The organism is Myxococcus sp. MISCRS1 (genome assembly GCF_026626605.1).
Lineage (GTDB): Bacteria > Myxococcota > Myxococcia > Myxococcales > Myxococcaceae > Myxococcus > Myxococcus fulvus.
The window spans coordinates 3,650,447-3,665,784 of sequence record NZ_JAPNKB010000001.1 but is presented as its reverse complement, the minus strand read 5'-3'; the positions used below and the strand labels follow the sequence as shown (position 1 = coordinate 3,665,784).

Sequence of the window (15,338 nt, the reverse complement as noted above, 5' to 3'; positions counted from 1 at the left end):
GGTGACGAAGAATCCGCGCTCGCCGCTTCCAGAAAATCCGGACTGCGGTGTCTTGGGGCTCATGCGCACGACACGATGGGTGATTCTCGTCCTGGCCCTGTTGGGCTGCTCCTCGTCCGACCCGAAGCCCGAGGCGCCGCTTCCTCCCGAGGAGCAGGAGAACGACTCCAAGCCCCTGACGGTGACCGTCCTGGGCTCGGGGCAGGCGGCGGCTGGTGGGCAGCAGTGGGCGTACCAACTGCTGCGGCTCCAGGAGGAAGGCAAGGCGGCGTCCTACGCGCAGTGGTTCCCGCCGAGGAGTCCGGGCGCCTGGCCCGTGATGATGCTGACCCGTCCCTATGACGGAATCACGTGGACGGGCGAGGCGGTGGACGCGAAGTGGGCTGCGCGAGGCAACGGCTTCCATCCGGATGACAGCGAGCCGGGCCACCACGCGGGCTCGTCCAACATCGCCTACACCATCAGCACGCCGGAGCTCATCGCGGGCGAGTCGTTCTTCTACCTGTACAACGGCTTCGGCGTGCTCAACGTCTTCGGCCGCTTCTACGCGGGTGGCAGCATCCAGAACGACCGGGATGACATGCACGCGGGGCTGCGCTTCCTCGAGCAGGCGCCCGAGGTGGACCGCTCACGCATCGGCATCCAGGGAGGTTCCTGGGGCGGCTTCGAGGCGCTCTACGCGGCGGCGGATGCGCCGGGGGCGGTGCGTCCCAGGGCGGGCGTGGCGTTCTTCCCGCTGTCCGACTTCGCGCGGCAGTTCGAATACCTGGAGACGGTGATTCCCTCGCGCGTGTCGGACCCGTGGGTGCGCTCCCAGTACGCCACGTTCTTCGAGCCCTATCGGCGCCGCATCGTCGCCGCCACGGGAGGGGCTCCGGGGGCGCCGGGCGCGGACTACAGCGCGTGGACGCGCGAGCACCTCGCGCCGAGGCTGACGACGCCCTTCCTCGTCCTGCACGAGGACTGGGACACGCTCGTCCCCGTGGAGCAGACGCAGACGCTCGCGCCGCTCGTGGGCCCGACGATGTCTCCGCTGTACATCCAGCACCTGGAGGTCCCGGACTGGAACACGCGCGCGTTGGACCACGGGCAACTGGTGGTCCAGTACGCCCATGCCCTCACCACGGTGTCCCTGGGGTATCTGCTGACGAACCTGGGGCCCGAGGAGCAGTCGCTCTACGTCCCCTTCGTGCAGGACGCGTTGGTGGGGTGGCTCCAGGCGCAGCGCGTGCTCCAACTGAACGGGCGGGGCGTGTCCCAGGTGGCCCCGCGCCTGCTTGAGCTTGCGGACCCTCGCGTCACCCTGGTCGAGATGACCTCGGGCAGCGTCTACTCGGGCTCGGAGGGGGTCGCCGTGCTGGTGAACGCGCTCTGGGGAACGCAGTATGCGGCGGGGGAGATTCGCGAGGTGCTCTCCACGGGGCTGCCTCCCTGACGCCTCGGGGGCTTCGTCGCCGGATTGCAACGGGGATACTGCTGTAGGCTCCAGGGGTGGACCCACGGGTGGGCGGGTCCGCTTGCGCCGAAAGGAGCCTTTTGCATGAGGTGCGTGTCCTCGTCGTGGCGTTCCCCTGTCCGGATGCTGTTCGCGGTGATGCTGCTCTGGCTCGGCGCGGCTCGCGCGGAGTCGGACGACGCGGTGGTCTGTGAAGCGTCTTCCTCCCCGCGGGCCTTGTTCTGTTCCGAGGGGGACTGCCTCTCGGAGAGCGACTGCTGGTCCCTGTGCCCCATTGCCCGGAGCGTCTTCTGCAATGCGAGCAATGTCTGTGAGTTCGATGTGGGAGGCGGAGGTGGTGGCGGTGGTGGTGACCCGGTGTGCGAGATGCAGGAGTGTTCGGAGGACAGGCACTGTGTCTGCAATGGGCGTCCGGGCTCCTGCGGGCCCGACTTCCTCTGTTACTACTGACATCCGCTGATCCGCTGGAGCGGGCGAGGACAGCGGACACCCCGGACGGGCGTCAGCGCGTCACGTCCGGGGCCCCGCCTGTCGAGCTCCCGCTACGGCGTCACGGTGCGCGTGCCGGTGAACTCGATGCGGCGCACCTCTCCGCCTCCGGCGTACGTCGTGTAGTAGAGCGCCTGGCGCGTGCCCGACGGGCCGAAGCGCAGCGTCACCGCGGAGCCGGAGCCCAGGCCCGTGGCGAACGCGTCCACCGTCACCGCGCCGCCCGCGCCGCGCACCAGCTTGAACACCTTCCCGCAGATGTAATCACTGAAGAAGTACGCGTTGTCGTCCGCGTTCGCCCACGCTCCAGGCGGCGCGAAGGCCCCTCCCGTGATGGAGTTGCAGTTCTGGAACGGCGAGCCCGTGGGGTTGGTGCCGCGCTTGTAGTCGAAGAGGGGGTTCGTCATCCCCGCCGGAGGCGCGCCGCAGTTGGTGGTGGAGTTGTTCGCGCAGTGCCCCTCGCGCGTGTTCCAGCCGTAGTCCGCGCCCTTGATGCCCTCGTCAATCTCCTCCCACAGGCTCTGGCCCACGTCGTTGATGAAGAACGTGCTGGTGCCCGGCTGGAAGGCGAAGCGGAACGGGTTGCGCAGGCCCGTGGCGTAGTTCTCCTGGCACGGCCCCGTGCCCGTCGGCACCCCCGCGGGATTGCCGCAGCGCCGGCTGCCCGACACCGCGTACCAGGGGTTGTCCGTGGGCGCGGTGCCGTCCTTGTTGATGCGCAGCATCTTCCCGAGCAGCACGTCCAGCCTGCGCGCCGTGGTGTTCGCTCCCCCGCAGCGGCTCGGGTCCCCGAGCTGACAGCCGCCGTCTCCCACGCTGACGTAGAGCAGCCCATCCGGGCCGAAGTGCAAATCACCGCCGTTGTGATTGCCGCCCGGGGACGGGATGTTGTCGAGCAGCACCACCTGGCTCGACGGGCTCACCACGTTCGTGCTCGGCAGCGTGAAGCGCGACACGCGGTTCACCGCCACGTTGGCGATGTTCGTCGTGCACGTGTTGAACTTGTTGAACGTGTAATAGAGGAAGATGTGCCCGGTGGTCGCGAAGTCCGGGTCCACCGCCACGCCCAAGAGGCCGCGCTCCGAGTTGGTGCACAGCACCGCGGAGAGGTCCAACGCCGGCGTCGGCAGCAGCACGCCCCCGCTGAACACCCGCAGCTGCCCCGTCTGCGTGGTGATGAGCAGCCGCCCATCCGGCGTGAAGGCCAGCGCCGTGGGCCGGGCGATGGCCGTCACCTGCGCGTCCGTGTACGACGGGGGCAGGGTGATGGCCGCGCGGGAGGTCTCCAGGCCCTCCGGGGCCGGAGTCTCTTCCGCCGCGGGCTCCGGCGCGCAGGCCGGGGCCACGAGGAACAAGGACAGCAACACCGCGAAACGACAGGACCCAGGTGTCATGGTGCACTCCTGAAGGAGGGGGATGAGGCACCTGGGTTTTGCTGTTTAGTCTTGATTTTCGCGAGTCTGAACGACGCCCCTGTCGAGGGGTGAACGCTGGGGGGGCCCCCGGGGGGAGGCGGGCCCCGAGCCAGGGCTCTAGCGTCGGCGGTCGCCGTCTCCCCAGCCGCCGCCGCGTCCGCCGCGGTGGCGGTCGCCGCCGCGGACGGGCGTGGCCTCATGGCCGCGGGGCGAGGAGCGGTGGCTGGGGGCGCGCCAGCGCTCGTGGCGCTCCGGCCCGCGGTGGTGGCTCTTCCAGCGGTCATCGCGGCCGCGCCACGAGTCGTCGCGGCGGTGGTAGCCGGGGCCCGGCGAGGCGCGGTGGTAGTAGGTCGGCGAGCGCCAGACGCGGTCATGCCGGTAGTAGTGGCCGGAGGCGCGCCACGGGCGGTGGTAGTAGTAGCGGACGGCCGGCGCGCGGTACCACGTGTGCGCGAAGTAGTTGGGGTGGCCCCAGCGCACGGACACGCGGGCGTGGCGGAAGACGGGCACGGTGACGTGCAGCGAGCCGCGCGGCGCCCAGCCTCCGCTGACGAAGTGCCAGGTCAGGCCGCGCTGCACCCAGCGGGGCGACACGAAGACCAGGCCCGCGCGCGGCGGAGCGGCCCACGTGCCATCCACCCAGTCCCAGTTGTTGCCGGACCAGTACCAGTAGCCGGGCTCCCAGGTGAGGTCGGCGGAGGGCGCGGCCGGACGGATTTCCTGGCGCGGCGCGGGAGGCGCCTGCTGCACGGTGAGGGCCTCGGAGGACACGGCGATGGGAATCTCCACCTCGGTGGTGCCCCGCCGCGCCCAGCCGCCGGAGACCCAGTACCAGGCCCCCCGGTCCTCCTCCCAGTAGCCGTTCACGAACTGGTAGCCCTCCATGGGGGCCAGCCACGTGCCCGGGTTGAAGCGCCACTCGTCGCCGTCCCAGTACCAGTGCCCGGAGGCCCACACGGCGCCGGCATAGGGCCTGCGCGAGGGCTGCTCCGTGGGCAGCGCCGGAGGAGGCTGGGGCGCCATGGGGGCAATCTCCTCGTCGGAGTCTTCGTCGAACTCGCCTTCGCCGTACTCGCGGCCGTCGTACGAGGGGTCCGCGGCGGGCACTGGCGTCGTCTGCGCCTGAACCACCGGGGCCGACAGCAGGGCCACCATCCAGAGCCAGCTTCGAGGACTCATGACGTCTTCTCCAGGTTGAGAATCCAGCGCCCCGTGCAAGGGGCACCTCACGCCCTTCGGACGCGGGGAGGGGCTCCGTATTCAACCCGGGAGCCCCTCACGGGTCGACCCGTCTCGCCGGCAGAGCGGGCGGACAGGCGGGCGGGCTACTGCTTCACCAGGAACATCTCCCGCGTCTGGATGAGGTCCACGTCTCCGGTGAAGCCGGCGAACTGCTCGTACTGGCGGGGCGCGACGCGCGCGCGAGGCAGCCGCAGCGACTCGGTGATGGTGAGCGTGGCGCCCTCCTGCTTCTCGGTGCGGGTGAAGTGTCCGAAGGGGTTCTTCACGTCGATGGGGGGCTGCGGGTCGGGCAGCTTCCAGCCCGGGGGCAAGGACAGCGTCACCTGCGTGCTGCTGGCCTCGGTGTTGTCGATGTAGAGCGGCGTGCGGCGGCTGCTCAGCTGCACGTAGCGGCGGCCCAGCTGCGCGGGGAAGGTGAGGGGGCCCAGCGCCATGCGGTTGCCACCCTCCAGCCGTCCGAAGCGCGGCACGGTGAACTCGTAGCGCAGCACGAAGGGCGCGCCCACCTGGTCCTGGTGGTCCAGCGTGACGCTGGAGAGCGCCGCGCCGCCGAAGTAGCGCGCCACCGCGCCCTGGAGCGCCTGGTTGCGGCTCTCCGCCGACAGCTGGTTGAAGGCCTCCGCCAGCTGCGCCGCCTCGAAGCCCGTGTACGTCTCCTCGCCCTTGCCGGTCAGCTTCCCGTCGGCGTCGAGCGAGAGCGTCAGGCGCACCTGCTTGCCCGTGGACTGCTTGGTCGCGGGCGTCTTCACCACCTCCAGCTTCCTGCCCGGCTCCGGCAAGAGGTACGCCGTCAGCTCGCCCATGGCGAACTCCGGCAGCTCACCGAAGGGCCCGTAGCGCACCGACGTGTCCACCCACACCGGCTCGCTCCCCGGCACCTCCACGCGCAGGGCGGCGTAGGGCAGCAGGCTGTCGTTGGGGAACAGGTACTCGGCCGGGTCCACGTTGAAGGTGCGCACCGCCGCCACGCGCGAGGGGATGCCCAGCTCCTCCAGGCCCGCCTTGAGCACCGTCAGCCGACTGCCCCGGTCCTGCGCCACCGTGGACGCCGCGGACTGGCCCAGCCCGTTGTCCCGTCCGGAGAAGCGCTGCATCACCGCCGCGTGCAGCGCCTTCACCGCCTCCAGGCCCTCCTTGCCCTGGGTGGCCTCGCGGGTGAAGCGGACGACCTCCGCGGTGCGCGCCCAGCGCTCCTGGAACGCGTCGCCGTAGATGCGCGCCAGGCTGTCGTTGCCCGTGGCGCCCGCGCCCACCATGACGAAGGGCAGGTACTCGTTGCCGGAGGGCGGCGCGTCCGGCTCGGGGATGAACGGCGGCACGCGGCGCGCCTCGTAGTGGAAGACCTCCTCGTCGCCCCTCACCGTGGGCTGGGGCGCCTTCATCGCGTGCGCGTCCACCTTCATGCCCGTGCCCTTGGGCGCGGCCACCGTGTACGTGGTCCACGCGTTGGGCTGGTTGGCGATCTGGAAGTAGAACGCGGACGCGGTGAAGCCCGGCTGCGCGGGGCCGCGCGGGCTCTCCGCCAGCAGGTACTCCACCTGCACGCTGTCCCCCACCTGCACGCCGGGCAGGCTCACCGTGTCCTTGCCCTCGATGTTCTCCGGCTCGAGCACGCGCCCGTCCGCCTTGAGCGTGCGCAGCGCCAGCACCTGCGCGCCGCGGGGCACGTTGACCTCCGCGATCTCCTGCACGCCCGACTGCTCCAGCGCCTTCTGGATGGTGTGGATGCGGTTGACGATGCTGCCGTCCGGGTACACGCGCACCGCCGCGGCATCCAGGACGAACACCGCCGCGCCGCCGGTCACGGGCTCCGCGTCGTAGGCGCGCAGCGCCTCCTGCCCGTCGATGGCGAACTCCTGCAGCAGCTCCTTGCCCGTCTTCGCGCGCTCCACCGCGCGGCGCAGCGACAAATCGTCCCCCTCCAGCGCCAGCGCCTTCTCGCGCAGCGCGAGCGCCTCCGCGCCCTTGCCCGAGTACTCGCGCACGTCCGCCATGCGCTTGAGCAGCTCCGTGTTGCGCGGCCACGTCACCGCCAGCTTCTCCAGCACGGCGATGGCGTCGTCATGGCGACGCAGGCCCACGTAGAGGGTCGCCAGCGACGTGCCCGCGCTCACGCTCGTCGGGTCCCGGGCGAGCAGCTGCGCGTACTCGCGCGCGGCGGCCTCCAGGTCCCCGCGCGTGCGCGCGTGGTCCGCCCGCCGCGCCGCGACGCCGGGGCAGTCCTTCTGCGCCTCCACCAGCGTGTTGGAGCGCTCCACCGCGTCGCGCCGCCGCGCCAGGTTGTACTGGAGCCCCAGCGCCTCACACAGCTGCGGCTGGAGCTGCAGCGCCGCGGCCAGCGACTCCTCCGCCAGCGCGTCCACGTCCAGCGTGAGCGCCGCGCGCGCGCGCATCAGGAACAGCGGGAAGCCCGGAGGCTGCACCGCCTCGCTCGCCGTCTTCAGGGTCTCCAGCGCGCTCGCCGCCTGCCCGTCGTCCATGAACAGGTCCGCGCGCAAGAGCAGCGCGGCCACGTGGGTCGGGTCCTTGGACAAGAGCGCTTCCAAATCCCGCGTGGCCCGGCCGCGCGCCACCTTGGAGGGCACCGTCCGGTCCGCCGCGGCCACCTCCGCGCGCAGGGCCAGCAGCGCGGGCGTCGTCGCGTCCACGTCCGCCATCAGCCGCCGGGCGCCGTCCGCGTCGCGCGCCAGGCCGTCACGCGCCGCGAGGAACGTGGAGAGCAGCTCCCCCGCCTCGCCCGAGAGCGCGTCCTTGATGGACTTCGCGGTGGGGTAAACGCCCTTCGCGTCGGCCAGCGAGGGGGCGCTGCCCCACGTCGCGGGCGCCGGTCCGGTGGCCGCGGTGAAGCGCACGTTGGCGGGCTGGCCGTCCTCGCGCAGCAGCGAGAACGACAGCACGCCGGAGGTGCCGCCCTTGAGCTGACGGACGATGATGCGGTGCTTGCCCGCCGACAGCTTCACGGCGCGGCTGGTGACGGTGGAGGTGGCCTGCGTCCACGCGGCGCGCTCCAGCACCAGCGTGCCGTCCACCACCACCTGGTGCGACGCGGCGCTCACCGAGCGCGCCACGTAGGTCGCCCCTTGCGGCACCTCCGCGTCGAAGGCCATGAGGTACACGTCGCCCTCGCCCGGCTCGCCGCCCAAATCCAGCCGGCCGTCCGGCGCCAGCAGCTTGCGCGTGGGGAGCGCCCCGAAGGCGCCGGTGAACGGGCCTGTGAGCGAGCCGCCCTGGCCGGTGGGCCACGCCTCGTCCCACGACAGGACATGGAAGGCGGAGAAGGGCCCCACGAGCGTCGCCTCGGACACGCCGCCCAGCTCCTTGAGCACCGCGTCGCGCGCCTTGAGGTCCCCGCGCGTCACCGCGACCGACAGCCGCGTGCCGCGCAGCAGGTACGCCGTCTCGCCCGACGCGCCCGCCGCGAGCGCCTTCTGCGCCGCCGCGAGGATGGCCTCATCCAGGGGCGGCGCGGTGCCCACGGTGTCCAGCGCGTAGCGCGCGCCGATGAGCGCCAGCGGGTGCGTGGGCGCGCGCGTCACCACCTCCAGCGCGGCCACGAGCGCCCGGTCCGGCCGCCCCGCGCGGCGCGCGAGCAGGTGCTGGCCGATGAGGGCGTAGGGGTCCGCCGGGTCCTTCGCCACGGCGGCGTCGAAGCGCTGCTGCGCCGCCGCCGCGTCGCCTTCCATCAGGTACGCGTGGAAGCCGGCGAAGGCGAGCGTGCGCGCCTCGTCCGTGCCGGAGCGCGCCTTCTCCGCGGCGCTCTCCAGCACGCGCGGCGCGACGCTGGGGGTGGGGGAGTGGGAGCAGCCCGTGAGGCCGGCGACGAGTGCGAACGCGGTCAGGCCGCGGCGGAAGGTGCGCATAGGAGTGCCGAGGGATAATGCAATCCCCCGTCACTGGCCATATTCCCCTGCGGAACTCTGTCGCCTTCGTGCCCGTCTAGCGGCGCTTGCCGTTCTTGGGCGCGGGCTTGACGGGCTGCTTCTTGGGGGGCGGAGGAGGCGCCTTCTTGGGCACCACCGCCTTGGCCGGCACCGCCGCGGCCACCTTCGGCGGGGACGGGGTGGGCGTCGGCGGCACCGGCGCCGTCGTCCCTCCGGGCGGCGACTGCTTGAGCACGTAGGTGATGCCGGACACGCGGCAGGTGCCCTCGATGCAGCCGAAGCCGGGGAAGGGCGCGTCGCCGAACTGCTCCACCCAGCCCGCTCCCAGCACCAGCGGCTCGAAGAGCGCCCGGCGGTCCTTGCCCGTGCCCAGGAACGCCTCCAGCCGCCCCTCCGCGTCCACCGCCAGCTCCACGTTCACCGGGCCCGCCTTGGGGGACTCGATGCCGAGCATCGCGCCACGGCGCTCGCCGAGCGCCCACTCCAGCCGCAAGGGCTCGCCCACGCCGTTGTGCACCAGCGCCACGTAGCGGCCCGTGCTGCCCAGCAGCAGCATGGACGCGGTGGGCGGCGGGGACGGCTGGTAGAGGCTGAACATGTCGCGCAGGCGGCGCTCGAAGGTGAGCGGCGGCGCCTCCGTGAGCAGCTGCGCCGTGAGGCTGAGGCTGTCGCCGTCCCGGCGCGTGACGTCCACGCGCACCCGGCCCACGCTCTGCTCGTCGTCCTGCCAGGGGAAGACGAGCGTCTTGTCCTCGAGCGTGACGGGGCGTCCGGCCACCACCAGGCTCTGCTCCGCCAGGCCCTCGCCCAGGGTGAGCCTGCGCCGCTCGGGGTTGGACTCCTCGCGCCCGGGCACCGGCTGGATGCGCGGCTCGCCCAGGTAGGCCATGAGGGTGGCGCCCGGCGCGGACGCCGCGCGGCGCTCGCCGCTCAGATAGAAGGCCGTGCCCAGGACCAGGCTGGCCGCCAGCACCATCACCACCGCGGCGGCCTGCATGGTGGTGCGCACCACCTTGCGCACGCCCGCCTTGAAGCGCTGCACCCGCGTCTGCTTCACCGGCAGCATCGACGGCAGGCTGCCGGGGACGAGCAGCTCCAGGTCCGCGATGAGCGCCGCCACCGACGGGTAGCGGTCCTCCGGGTCCGGCTTGAGGCACTTGGTGACGATGCCGTCCAGGCGCGCGTCCAGCCCGGGCTTGCGCTGCGAGGGCGGGTCGAACGTGCCCAGCGGCACCTCGCCGGTCAGCCACTCGTAGAGGATGACGCCCAGCGAGAAGATGTCCGCGCGCGCGTCCGCGTTCTTCGCGTCCACGCGCTGCTCGGGCGCCATGTACGACAGCGTGCCCATGGACACGTGCGTGGACGTCAGCGCGTAGCGCGACGAGGGGCTGGCGTCATCCAGGAACGAGGCGAGCCCGAAGTCCGACACCTTGGCGATGCCGCCGGCCTGCTGGTCCAGCAGGATGTTCTCCGGCTTCAGGTCGCGGTGGATGACGCCGCGGCCGTGCGCGTACTCGATGGCCCGGCAGATTTCGAGCATGCGCCTGAGCGCGCCCATCATGTCGAACTGGGACTGGCGGATCAGCTCGCGCAACGACGGGCCGTCCACGAACTCCATCACCAGGTAGTAGGTGGCGTCCGTCTTCCCCTTGTCGACGATGGAGACGACGTGGGGGTGGCTCAGCGCGGCGAGCGCCGCGGCCTCCTTCTGGAAGCGCGCGATGAAGGACGGGTCCTTCGCCAGCTCCTGGTTGAGCAGCTTCACCGCCACCGTGCGCCCGAGCGACAGCTGGGTGGCCTTGTGGACCTCGCCCATGCCTCCGGTGCCCACGAGCTTTTCGAGGCGGTAGCCGCTGATGAGGTCGGGGGAGCGAGGCCGGCTGATCGCCGTCGGGTCGATGGAGGACATGGCGGTAGACAGGGGGCCGCCAGGGTAGCAGAAACCCTCGACGCACGGGGCCAGGGCTCAAGGGGGGAGGGTCGCCCGCGCCCTCCGTCGCCTGGCGACCGGGGAGGCGAGGGGCTAGTGCCCGGACGCCGGCGTGCGGCCCACCGCCGCCCTCAGGCTGTTGCGCACCTGGTCCAGCGAGGAGCGCATCTGCCCGTGGCGCACCGACGCCGCCACCGCCCGCGACAGCGACTTGAGCAGCGACACGTCCTCGGGCTTCCAGGCCCGGGGCTGCCGGCAGTCCTCGAACACCGCCACGCCCCACCACTGCTGACGCGAGGGGTTGATGGGGCACAGCAGGATGGAGTGCGTCCCCTGCCGCTCGAGCAGATCGCGCATCATCGGCGGCGCGTCACGGGTGGGGCACGCGACCACCATCCCCGCCTCCAGCATGTCCACCCAGCCCGGCGCGAAGTCCCGGAACGAGAACGCGCGCAGCACGGGGTTGGCCAGGGGCGACGCGGTGGGCGGCTCCGCCCAGGCGTAGCGCAGGTCCGTCACGAACCGGCCGTACGTCTGCGACACCCGGTTCTCGAAGATGTAGGCCCGGTCCACGCCCATCGCGTGCCCCACCAGCCCCAGCGACTCCACCGCGGTGGCGGGGCAGAGGCCCTTCTCCAGCAACAGCTTCGAGGCTTCCGACACCTTCGAGAAGGCTTCCACCATGGGGGTGACTCCAGGAAAAGACGGATTTGCAATGGGGTTCCGCAGGAATCCGGAACCGACTGTCATCCTCTGAAGTCGTATTAAGCGCGATTACTGTGTTTCTGTCAAATCCCAGCTTTGCTGAAAATCAAGAGTTCGCCACGGAGACAATGACCCAGGCGGGGTGTAGATGACACAGGTGACTTTCCGAGGGAGGCGACCTGGTCGTGAAGTGTCCGGGTGATGACAGACCCCGAAATGCCACGAGGGCGCCCCCCTTGGAAAGGGCGCCCTCGCGGGGATTCCTCGAAGTGAGGAAATCGAGACTACTTGGTCTCGGCGGCCGTCTCGGCCTTGGGGGCGGCCTTCTTGGCCTTCTTGCCCTTGGCGGGCTTGGTCTCGGCGGCGGGCTTGGCCTCGGCCGTCTCGGGCTTGGCCTCCTCGGCCTTCATCTCGGCGGCGGGAGCGGGCTGCGCCTCGGCGGCGGCGGGCTTGGCCTCCGCGGCGGCCGGAGCGGGGGTGTTGGCAAACGCGGTGGCGGCGGCGAGCAGGGCGGCGGCGAACACGGTCTTCATGGAATGCTCCGTTGAGGCAGGACGACGCAGGATTGCGCCGTATCAGCGGACAGGCGCTTGAGCAGCGGGCGTGCCAGCGCGGCCTTCCGAGGGAAGCGCGTGGGCTTTCGTGCGCGTGCTGGGGAGGAAATCCTCAGTTGAGGCTCCAACATTGGGGGCTTGCTCCCCAGACGGGCGCTTGTCGCTTTGACGACACCGGGCCACTTGAGCAAGCTGCGCACGCGTCCTTTGCTGCAACAGGACACGAGCCCGTCGCACCTCGTCGCGAATCTCTCGCGACCGCGGCGCGGGAGAGACGGTGTATGCGGTCCCTGTGGTTCGCGATGGCGACGGCGGTGGCATGGCTGGCGACAGGGTGCGCGCGAATCCCGCCTGAGCGCCTGGAGGCGCAGGTGCTGGAGACGCTGCACTGGCAGCGCCAGTACGAGGCGGAGCGCGAACGCATGGAGTCGGTGGCGGTGAAGCTGGCGGCGCTGGAGTCGGCCATCGAGCGGCTCAAGCAGGAGCGCGCGGAGGCGGAGCAGGGCCGCGCGGCGCTGATGGAGGAGCTGGCGCGCACGGAGGCGGACCGGCACGCGCTGGAGGAGCACAACACGCAGCTGCTCGCGCGGGAGCGGGAGCTCAACGAGCTGCGGGAGATGCACGAGCAGCTGTCGGACGTCTTCTATGAGTCGGCGCTGGAGCGGGCGCGGCGGCGGTTGCCGTCGGCGCGGCAGCCGGATGCTCCGGCGGCAGGCGACGGGACGGCGGCGCCCTGAAGGTCAGGACGCGGGTCCTCGGCCCGTGCTCCGTGGTACAGGACGACCCTGGTGAGCACCCGCAAGTCCATCCGCGGCTATCGCGCCGGCTTCTTCTTCGTGGTGGCCCTGCTGTCGGCCGTCACCGCCTTCATGTTGTGGACGGAGGTGCGTACGGGCGCGCAGGTGGACGCGCTGGTGAAGCAGGCGCTGGAGCGCGCCGGCCTCATCGGGCGCATCCGCGTGGACGCGCTGTCGCTGGAGTCCGCGATTGAGGCGCACATCCGCGCCACGGACGACCGGGAGCGCGGCGCGGCCGACGCGGTGATGGAAGAGATTCTCACCGACATCCGCTTCGCGTCGGAGGCGTACACGCGCAACCTGCCCTCGGGCGACAAGGCGATGTGGGAGCGCTTCAACGCCGCGTGCCAGGGGCTGGCGGACCAGGTGCGCGCGGCGGCGGTGTTCTCGCAGCGGCGCGAGGCGGACCGGGCGCGTCGTCACCTGGCCGAGCGCATCCGGCCGGTGGCCGCGCAGTTGGACGCCTTGGGCGAGTCGCTGTCGGAGGAGAACGCGAACGAGGCGCGCCGGCTGGTGGGGCGGCTGGCCGACCTGCGCGTGCGCAACACGGCGCTGGGCGCGGGCACCACGCTCCTGGCCATGCTGCTGTCGGTGTTGGTGGGGTGGCACATCACGCGGCTGCTCAAGCGTCAGGACGCGACGATTCAGGGGCAACTGGAGGAGCTGGGGCGGCACAACCAGGAGCTGGATGCCTTCACGCGCCGCGTGGCGCACGACCTCATCAGCCCGCTGGCGCCGCTCAAGGGCTACCTGACGCTCATCCGTCGCACGGGCGCGGTGAAGGACGCGGGCGCGCTGGAGATGCTGGCGCAGTGCGAGTCCAGCGCGGTGCGCATGGGGGAGCTCATCGAGGCGCTCTTGCGCTTCTGCCGCGCGGGCACGCGGGGTGAGCGCACGGTGGGCGAGCTGGACACGGCGGTGACGACGGTGCTGCTGGAGGTGTCGCAGGTGGCGGCGCTGCAGAACGTGGCGTTGGACCGGGCGCTGGAGGCGGGCGTGGCGGTGGACTGCCCGGGGCAGCTGTTGCAGGTCACCGCGCGCAACCTGCTGACGAACGCGGTGAAGTACTCGGCGGGGCGGCCCGACGCGAAGGTGACGGTGAGCGTGGCGACGGACGGGGCGGACGCGGTGCTCGAGGTGTCGGACAACGGCATCGGCATGGGGCCCGCGGTGTTGACGTCGTTGTTCCAGCCGTTCTTCCGCGCGCCCGAGGCGCGCTCGCTGCCGGGGCATGGGTTGGGGTTGGTCACCACGAAGCGGGTGGTGGAGGCGCACGGGGGGACGCTGGCGGTGCGCTCGGAGGAGGGGAAGGGGACGCGCGTGGTGGTGCGCTTCCCGAAGGTCGCGCGGCAGACGGTGGGAAGCGCCGTCCAGTCCGCGGAGTCGTCCACGGCTTCCGCAATCCGCAAGGTGGCTTCGTGAGCTCAGCGCGCATCCTCGTCGTGGACGATGACCCTCAGGCGAGGGATTTGCTCCAGCGGTTGCTGGGGCCGCTCGGCTCGGTGGCGCAGGCGGCGCACCCCAAGGCCGCGCAGGAGAAGCTGGCGGAGGGCGCGTTCGACCTGGTGCTCACGGACATGGCCATGCCGGAGCCAGGGGATGGGCTGAAGGTGCTGCAGGAGGTGAAGGCGCACCTGCCGGACACGCCGGTCATCGTGGTGACGGCGTTCGGCAACATCGAGGGCGCGCTGGACAGCATCCAGCTGGGCGCGTTCGACTACCTGGCCAAGCCCTTCGACGTGGATGCGATTCTGCGCATCGCGCGCCGGGCGCTCGAGCAGAAGCGCTTGGTGGAGGAGAACCGCTCCTTGCGCCAGCAGGTGGACCGCACGGCGCTGGTGGGACGCAGCCCCGCGCTCCTGGAGGTCTACAAGCAGGTGGCCCGCGCGGCCGCGAGCAACGTGCCGGTGCTGATTACGGGCGAGACGGGGACGGGCAAGGAGATGGTGGCGCGGGCGCTGCACAAGCGCTCGCCGCGCTCGACGGGGCCGTTCATCCCGGTGGACTGCGGCGCCATCACCGAGTCGCTGATGGAGAGCGAGCTGTTCGGCCATGCGAAGGGCAGCTTCACGGGCGCCTCGGGCGCGCGTCGGGGTGTCTTCGAGGAGGCGAACGGCGGGACGCTCTTCCTGGATGAGATTGGCGACGTGGGGATGAAGGTGCAGTCGCAGCTCCTGCGCGTGCTGCAGGAGGGCGAGATCCGCCGGGTGGGCGAGAGCGTGCCGGTGAAGGTGGACGCGCGCGTGGTGGCGGCGACGAACAAGGACTTGAAGGAGCGGGTGGCGGAGGGCGTGTTCCGCGAGGACCTGCTGTACCGGCTGGACGTGGTGCACCTGCACCTGCCGCCCCTGCGTGAGCGGCGAGAGGACATCCCGGCGCTGGTGCAGCACTTCGCGTCGCGGCATGCGCGGGGTGGGGTGAGCCCGGTGGTGACGTCGGAGGCGATGGGGCGGCTGACGGCATACGACTGGCCGGGCAACGTGCGGCAGCTGGAGAACGTGGTGGCGCGGGCGCTGGCGCTCAACGTGACGGGCGTGCTGGGTCCACAGGACTTCCCGGAGCCGATTGGAGATGCGCCCAAGCGGCTGACGGGGCTCGCGGGGGACATGCCGAGCCTCGCGGAGCTGTCGCGGCGGTATGCGGCGCACGTGCTCCAGTCGGTGGGTGGCAACAAGAGCGAGGCGGCGCGCCTGCTCGATGTGGACCGCAAGACGCTCTACAAGCTGCTGGATGGCGCGGGCACGGAGACGCCGGAGGCATAGGCGCTTCGGGTTGGCGCGGCTCGGCCGCTTTCTCGTCGAGACCGTTGTGCGTGAAGGACCGTGTGCATCGCGCCTGTCGAGGCGCTCGCGAGAGCGTCGAGGTGCGG

Annotated in this window: 11 protein-coding genes; 5 read left to right on the top strand and 6 right to left on the bottom strand. The window is 71.5% G+C overall.

Translation table 11 applies throughout. The annotated features are described in order from the left end of the window. The first annotated feature begins 61 nt into the window (after positions 1-61). Both OWM54_RS14095 and OWM54_RS14090 read left to right on the top strand, forming a co-directional pair. Positions 62-1,435, top strand: a complete 1,374-nt coding sequence (locus OWM54_RS14095; protein WP_223746239.1) for an alpha/beta hydrolase family protein — start codon at positions 62-64, stop codon at positions 1,433-1,435. Between the two features lie 105 nt (positions 1,436-1,540). After that, complete coding sequence (locus OWM54_RS14090; protein WP_267697830.1) at positions 1,541-1,906, top strand: hypothetical protein; 366 nt, start codon at positions 1,541-1,543, stop codon at positions 1,904-1,906. Between the two features lie 92 nt (positions 1,907-1,998). Here OWM54_RS14090 and OWM54_RS14085 read toward each other — a convergent pair whose 3' ends face one another. The 6 genes from OWM54_RS14085 to OWM54_RS14060 form a co-directional block, all read right to left on the bottom strand. Beyond that, the gene (locus tag OWM54_RS14085) at positions 1,999-3,339 is read right to left on the bottom strand and encodes a PQQ-dependent sugar dehydrogenase (RefSeq protein WP_223746240.1); all 1,341 of its coding nucleotides are present in this window, start codon (positions 3,337-3,339) and stop codon (positions 1,999-2,001) included. Between the two features lie 138 nt (positions 3,340-3,477). Further along, positions 3,478-4,539, bottom strand: coding sequence for a hypothetical protein (locus tag OWM54_RS14080; protein ID WP_223746241.1), 1,062 nt, complete (start codon positions 4,537-4,539; stop codon positions 3,478-3,480). Between the two features lie 146 nt (positions 4,540-4,685). Then, the gene (locus tag OWM54_RS14075) at positions 4,686-8,462 is read right to left on the bottom strand and encodes a tetratricopeptide repeat protein (RefSeq protein ID WP_267697829.1); all 3,777 of its coding nucleotides are present in this window, start codon (positions 8,460-8,462) and stop codon (positions 4,686-4,688) included. A 76-nt stretch (positions 8,463-8,538) separates the two neighbouring features. Next, entirely contained in the window at positions 8,539-10,392 is a 1,854-nt protein-coding gene (locus OWM54_RS14070) for a serine/threonine protein kinase (protein ID WP_223746243.1), read from the bottom strand. 114 nt (positions 10,393-10,506) lie between these two features. Beyond that, entirely contained in the window at positions 10,507-11,097 is a 591-nt protein-coding gene (locus tag OWM54_RS14065; protein ID WP_223746244.1) for a GAF domain-containing protein, read from the bottom strand. Between the two features lie 305 nt (positions 11,098-11,402). Then, positions 11,403-11,651, bottom strand: a complete 249-nt coding sequence (locus OWM54_RS14060; RefSeq protein WP_141331960.1) for a hypothetical protein — start codon at positions 11,649-11,651, stop codon at positions 11,403-11,405. A gap of 302 nt (positions 11,652-11,953) precedes the next feature. On the opposite strand from OWM54_RS14060, the gene OWM54_RS14055 reads away from it, so the two are divergent. Genes OWM54_RS14055 through OWM54_RS14045 form a run of 3 tightly spaced genes read left to right on the top strand, consistent with a single transcriptional unit; the run spans position 11,954 to position 15,231 of the window. Beyond that, entirely contained in the window at positions 11,954-12,409 is a 456-nt protein-coding gene (locus tag OWM54_RS14055; RefSeq protein WP_141331959.1) for a hypothetical protein, read from the top strand. A 48-nt stretch (positions 12,410-12,457) separates the two neighbouring features. Then, the gene (locus OWM54_RS14050; protein ID WP_223783611.1) at positions 12,458-13,891 is read left to right on the top strand and encodes an ATP-binding protein; all 1,434 of its coding nucleotides are present in this window, start codon (positions 12,458-12,460) and stop codon (positions 13,889-13,891) included. Beyond that, positions 13,888-15,231 carry a sigma-54-dependent transcriptional regulator gene (locus tag OWM54_RS14045; RefSeq protein WP_046711316.1) on the top strand — a complete coding sequence of 448 codons (1,344 nt, stop codon included), beginning with the start codon at positions 13,888-13,890 and terminating at the stop codon, positions 15,229-15,231. Before OWM54_RS14050 ends, OWM54_RS14045 begins: the two co-directional genes overlap by 4 nt. Positions 15,232-15,338 lie beyond the last annotated feature (107 nt).

Excerpts from the sequence above, each read along its gene's own strand:
- OWM54_RS14055 (WP_141331959.1), top strand. The coding sequence starts at position 11,954 with ATGCGGTCCCTGTGGTTCGCGATGGCGACGGCGGTGGCATGGCTGGCG.
- OWM54_RS14065 (WP_223746244.1), bottom strand. The coding sequence starts at position 11,097 with ATGGTGGAAGCCTTCTCGAAGGTGTCGGAAGCCTCGAAGCTGTTGCTG.
- OWM54_RS14075 (WP_267697829.1), bottom strand. The coding sequence starts at position 8,462 with ATGCGCACCTTCCGCCGCGGCCTGACCGCGTTCGCACTCGTCGCCGGC.
- OWM54_RS14095 (WP_223746239.1), top strand. The coding sequence starts at position 62 with ATGCGCACGACACGATGGGTGATTCTCGTCCTGGCCCTGTTGGGCTGC.
- OWM54_RS14090 (WP_267697830.1), top strand. The coding sequence starts at position 1,541 with ATGAGGTGCGTGTCCTCGTCGTGGCGTTCCCCTGTCCGGATGCTGTTC.
- OWM54_RS14060 (WP_141331960.1), bottom strand. The coding sequence starts at position 11,651 with ATGAAGACCGTGTTCGCCGCCGCCCTGCTCGCCGCCGCCACCGCGTTT.
- OWM54_RS14085 (WP_223746240.1), bottom strand. The coding sequence starts at position 3,339 with ATGACACCTGGGTCCTGTCGTTTCGCGGTGTTGCTGTCCTTGTTCCTC.
- OWM54_RS14080 (WP_223746241.1), bottom strand. The coding sequence starts at position 4,539 with ATGAGTCCTCGAAGCTGGCTCTGGATGGTGGCCCTGCTGTCGGCCCCG.
- OWM54_RS14070 (WP_223746243.1), bottom strand. The coding sequence starts at position 10,392 with ATGTCCTCCATCGACCCGACGGCGATCAGCCGGCCTCGCTCCCCCGAC.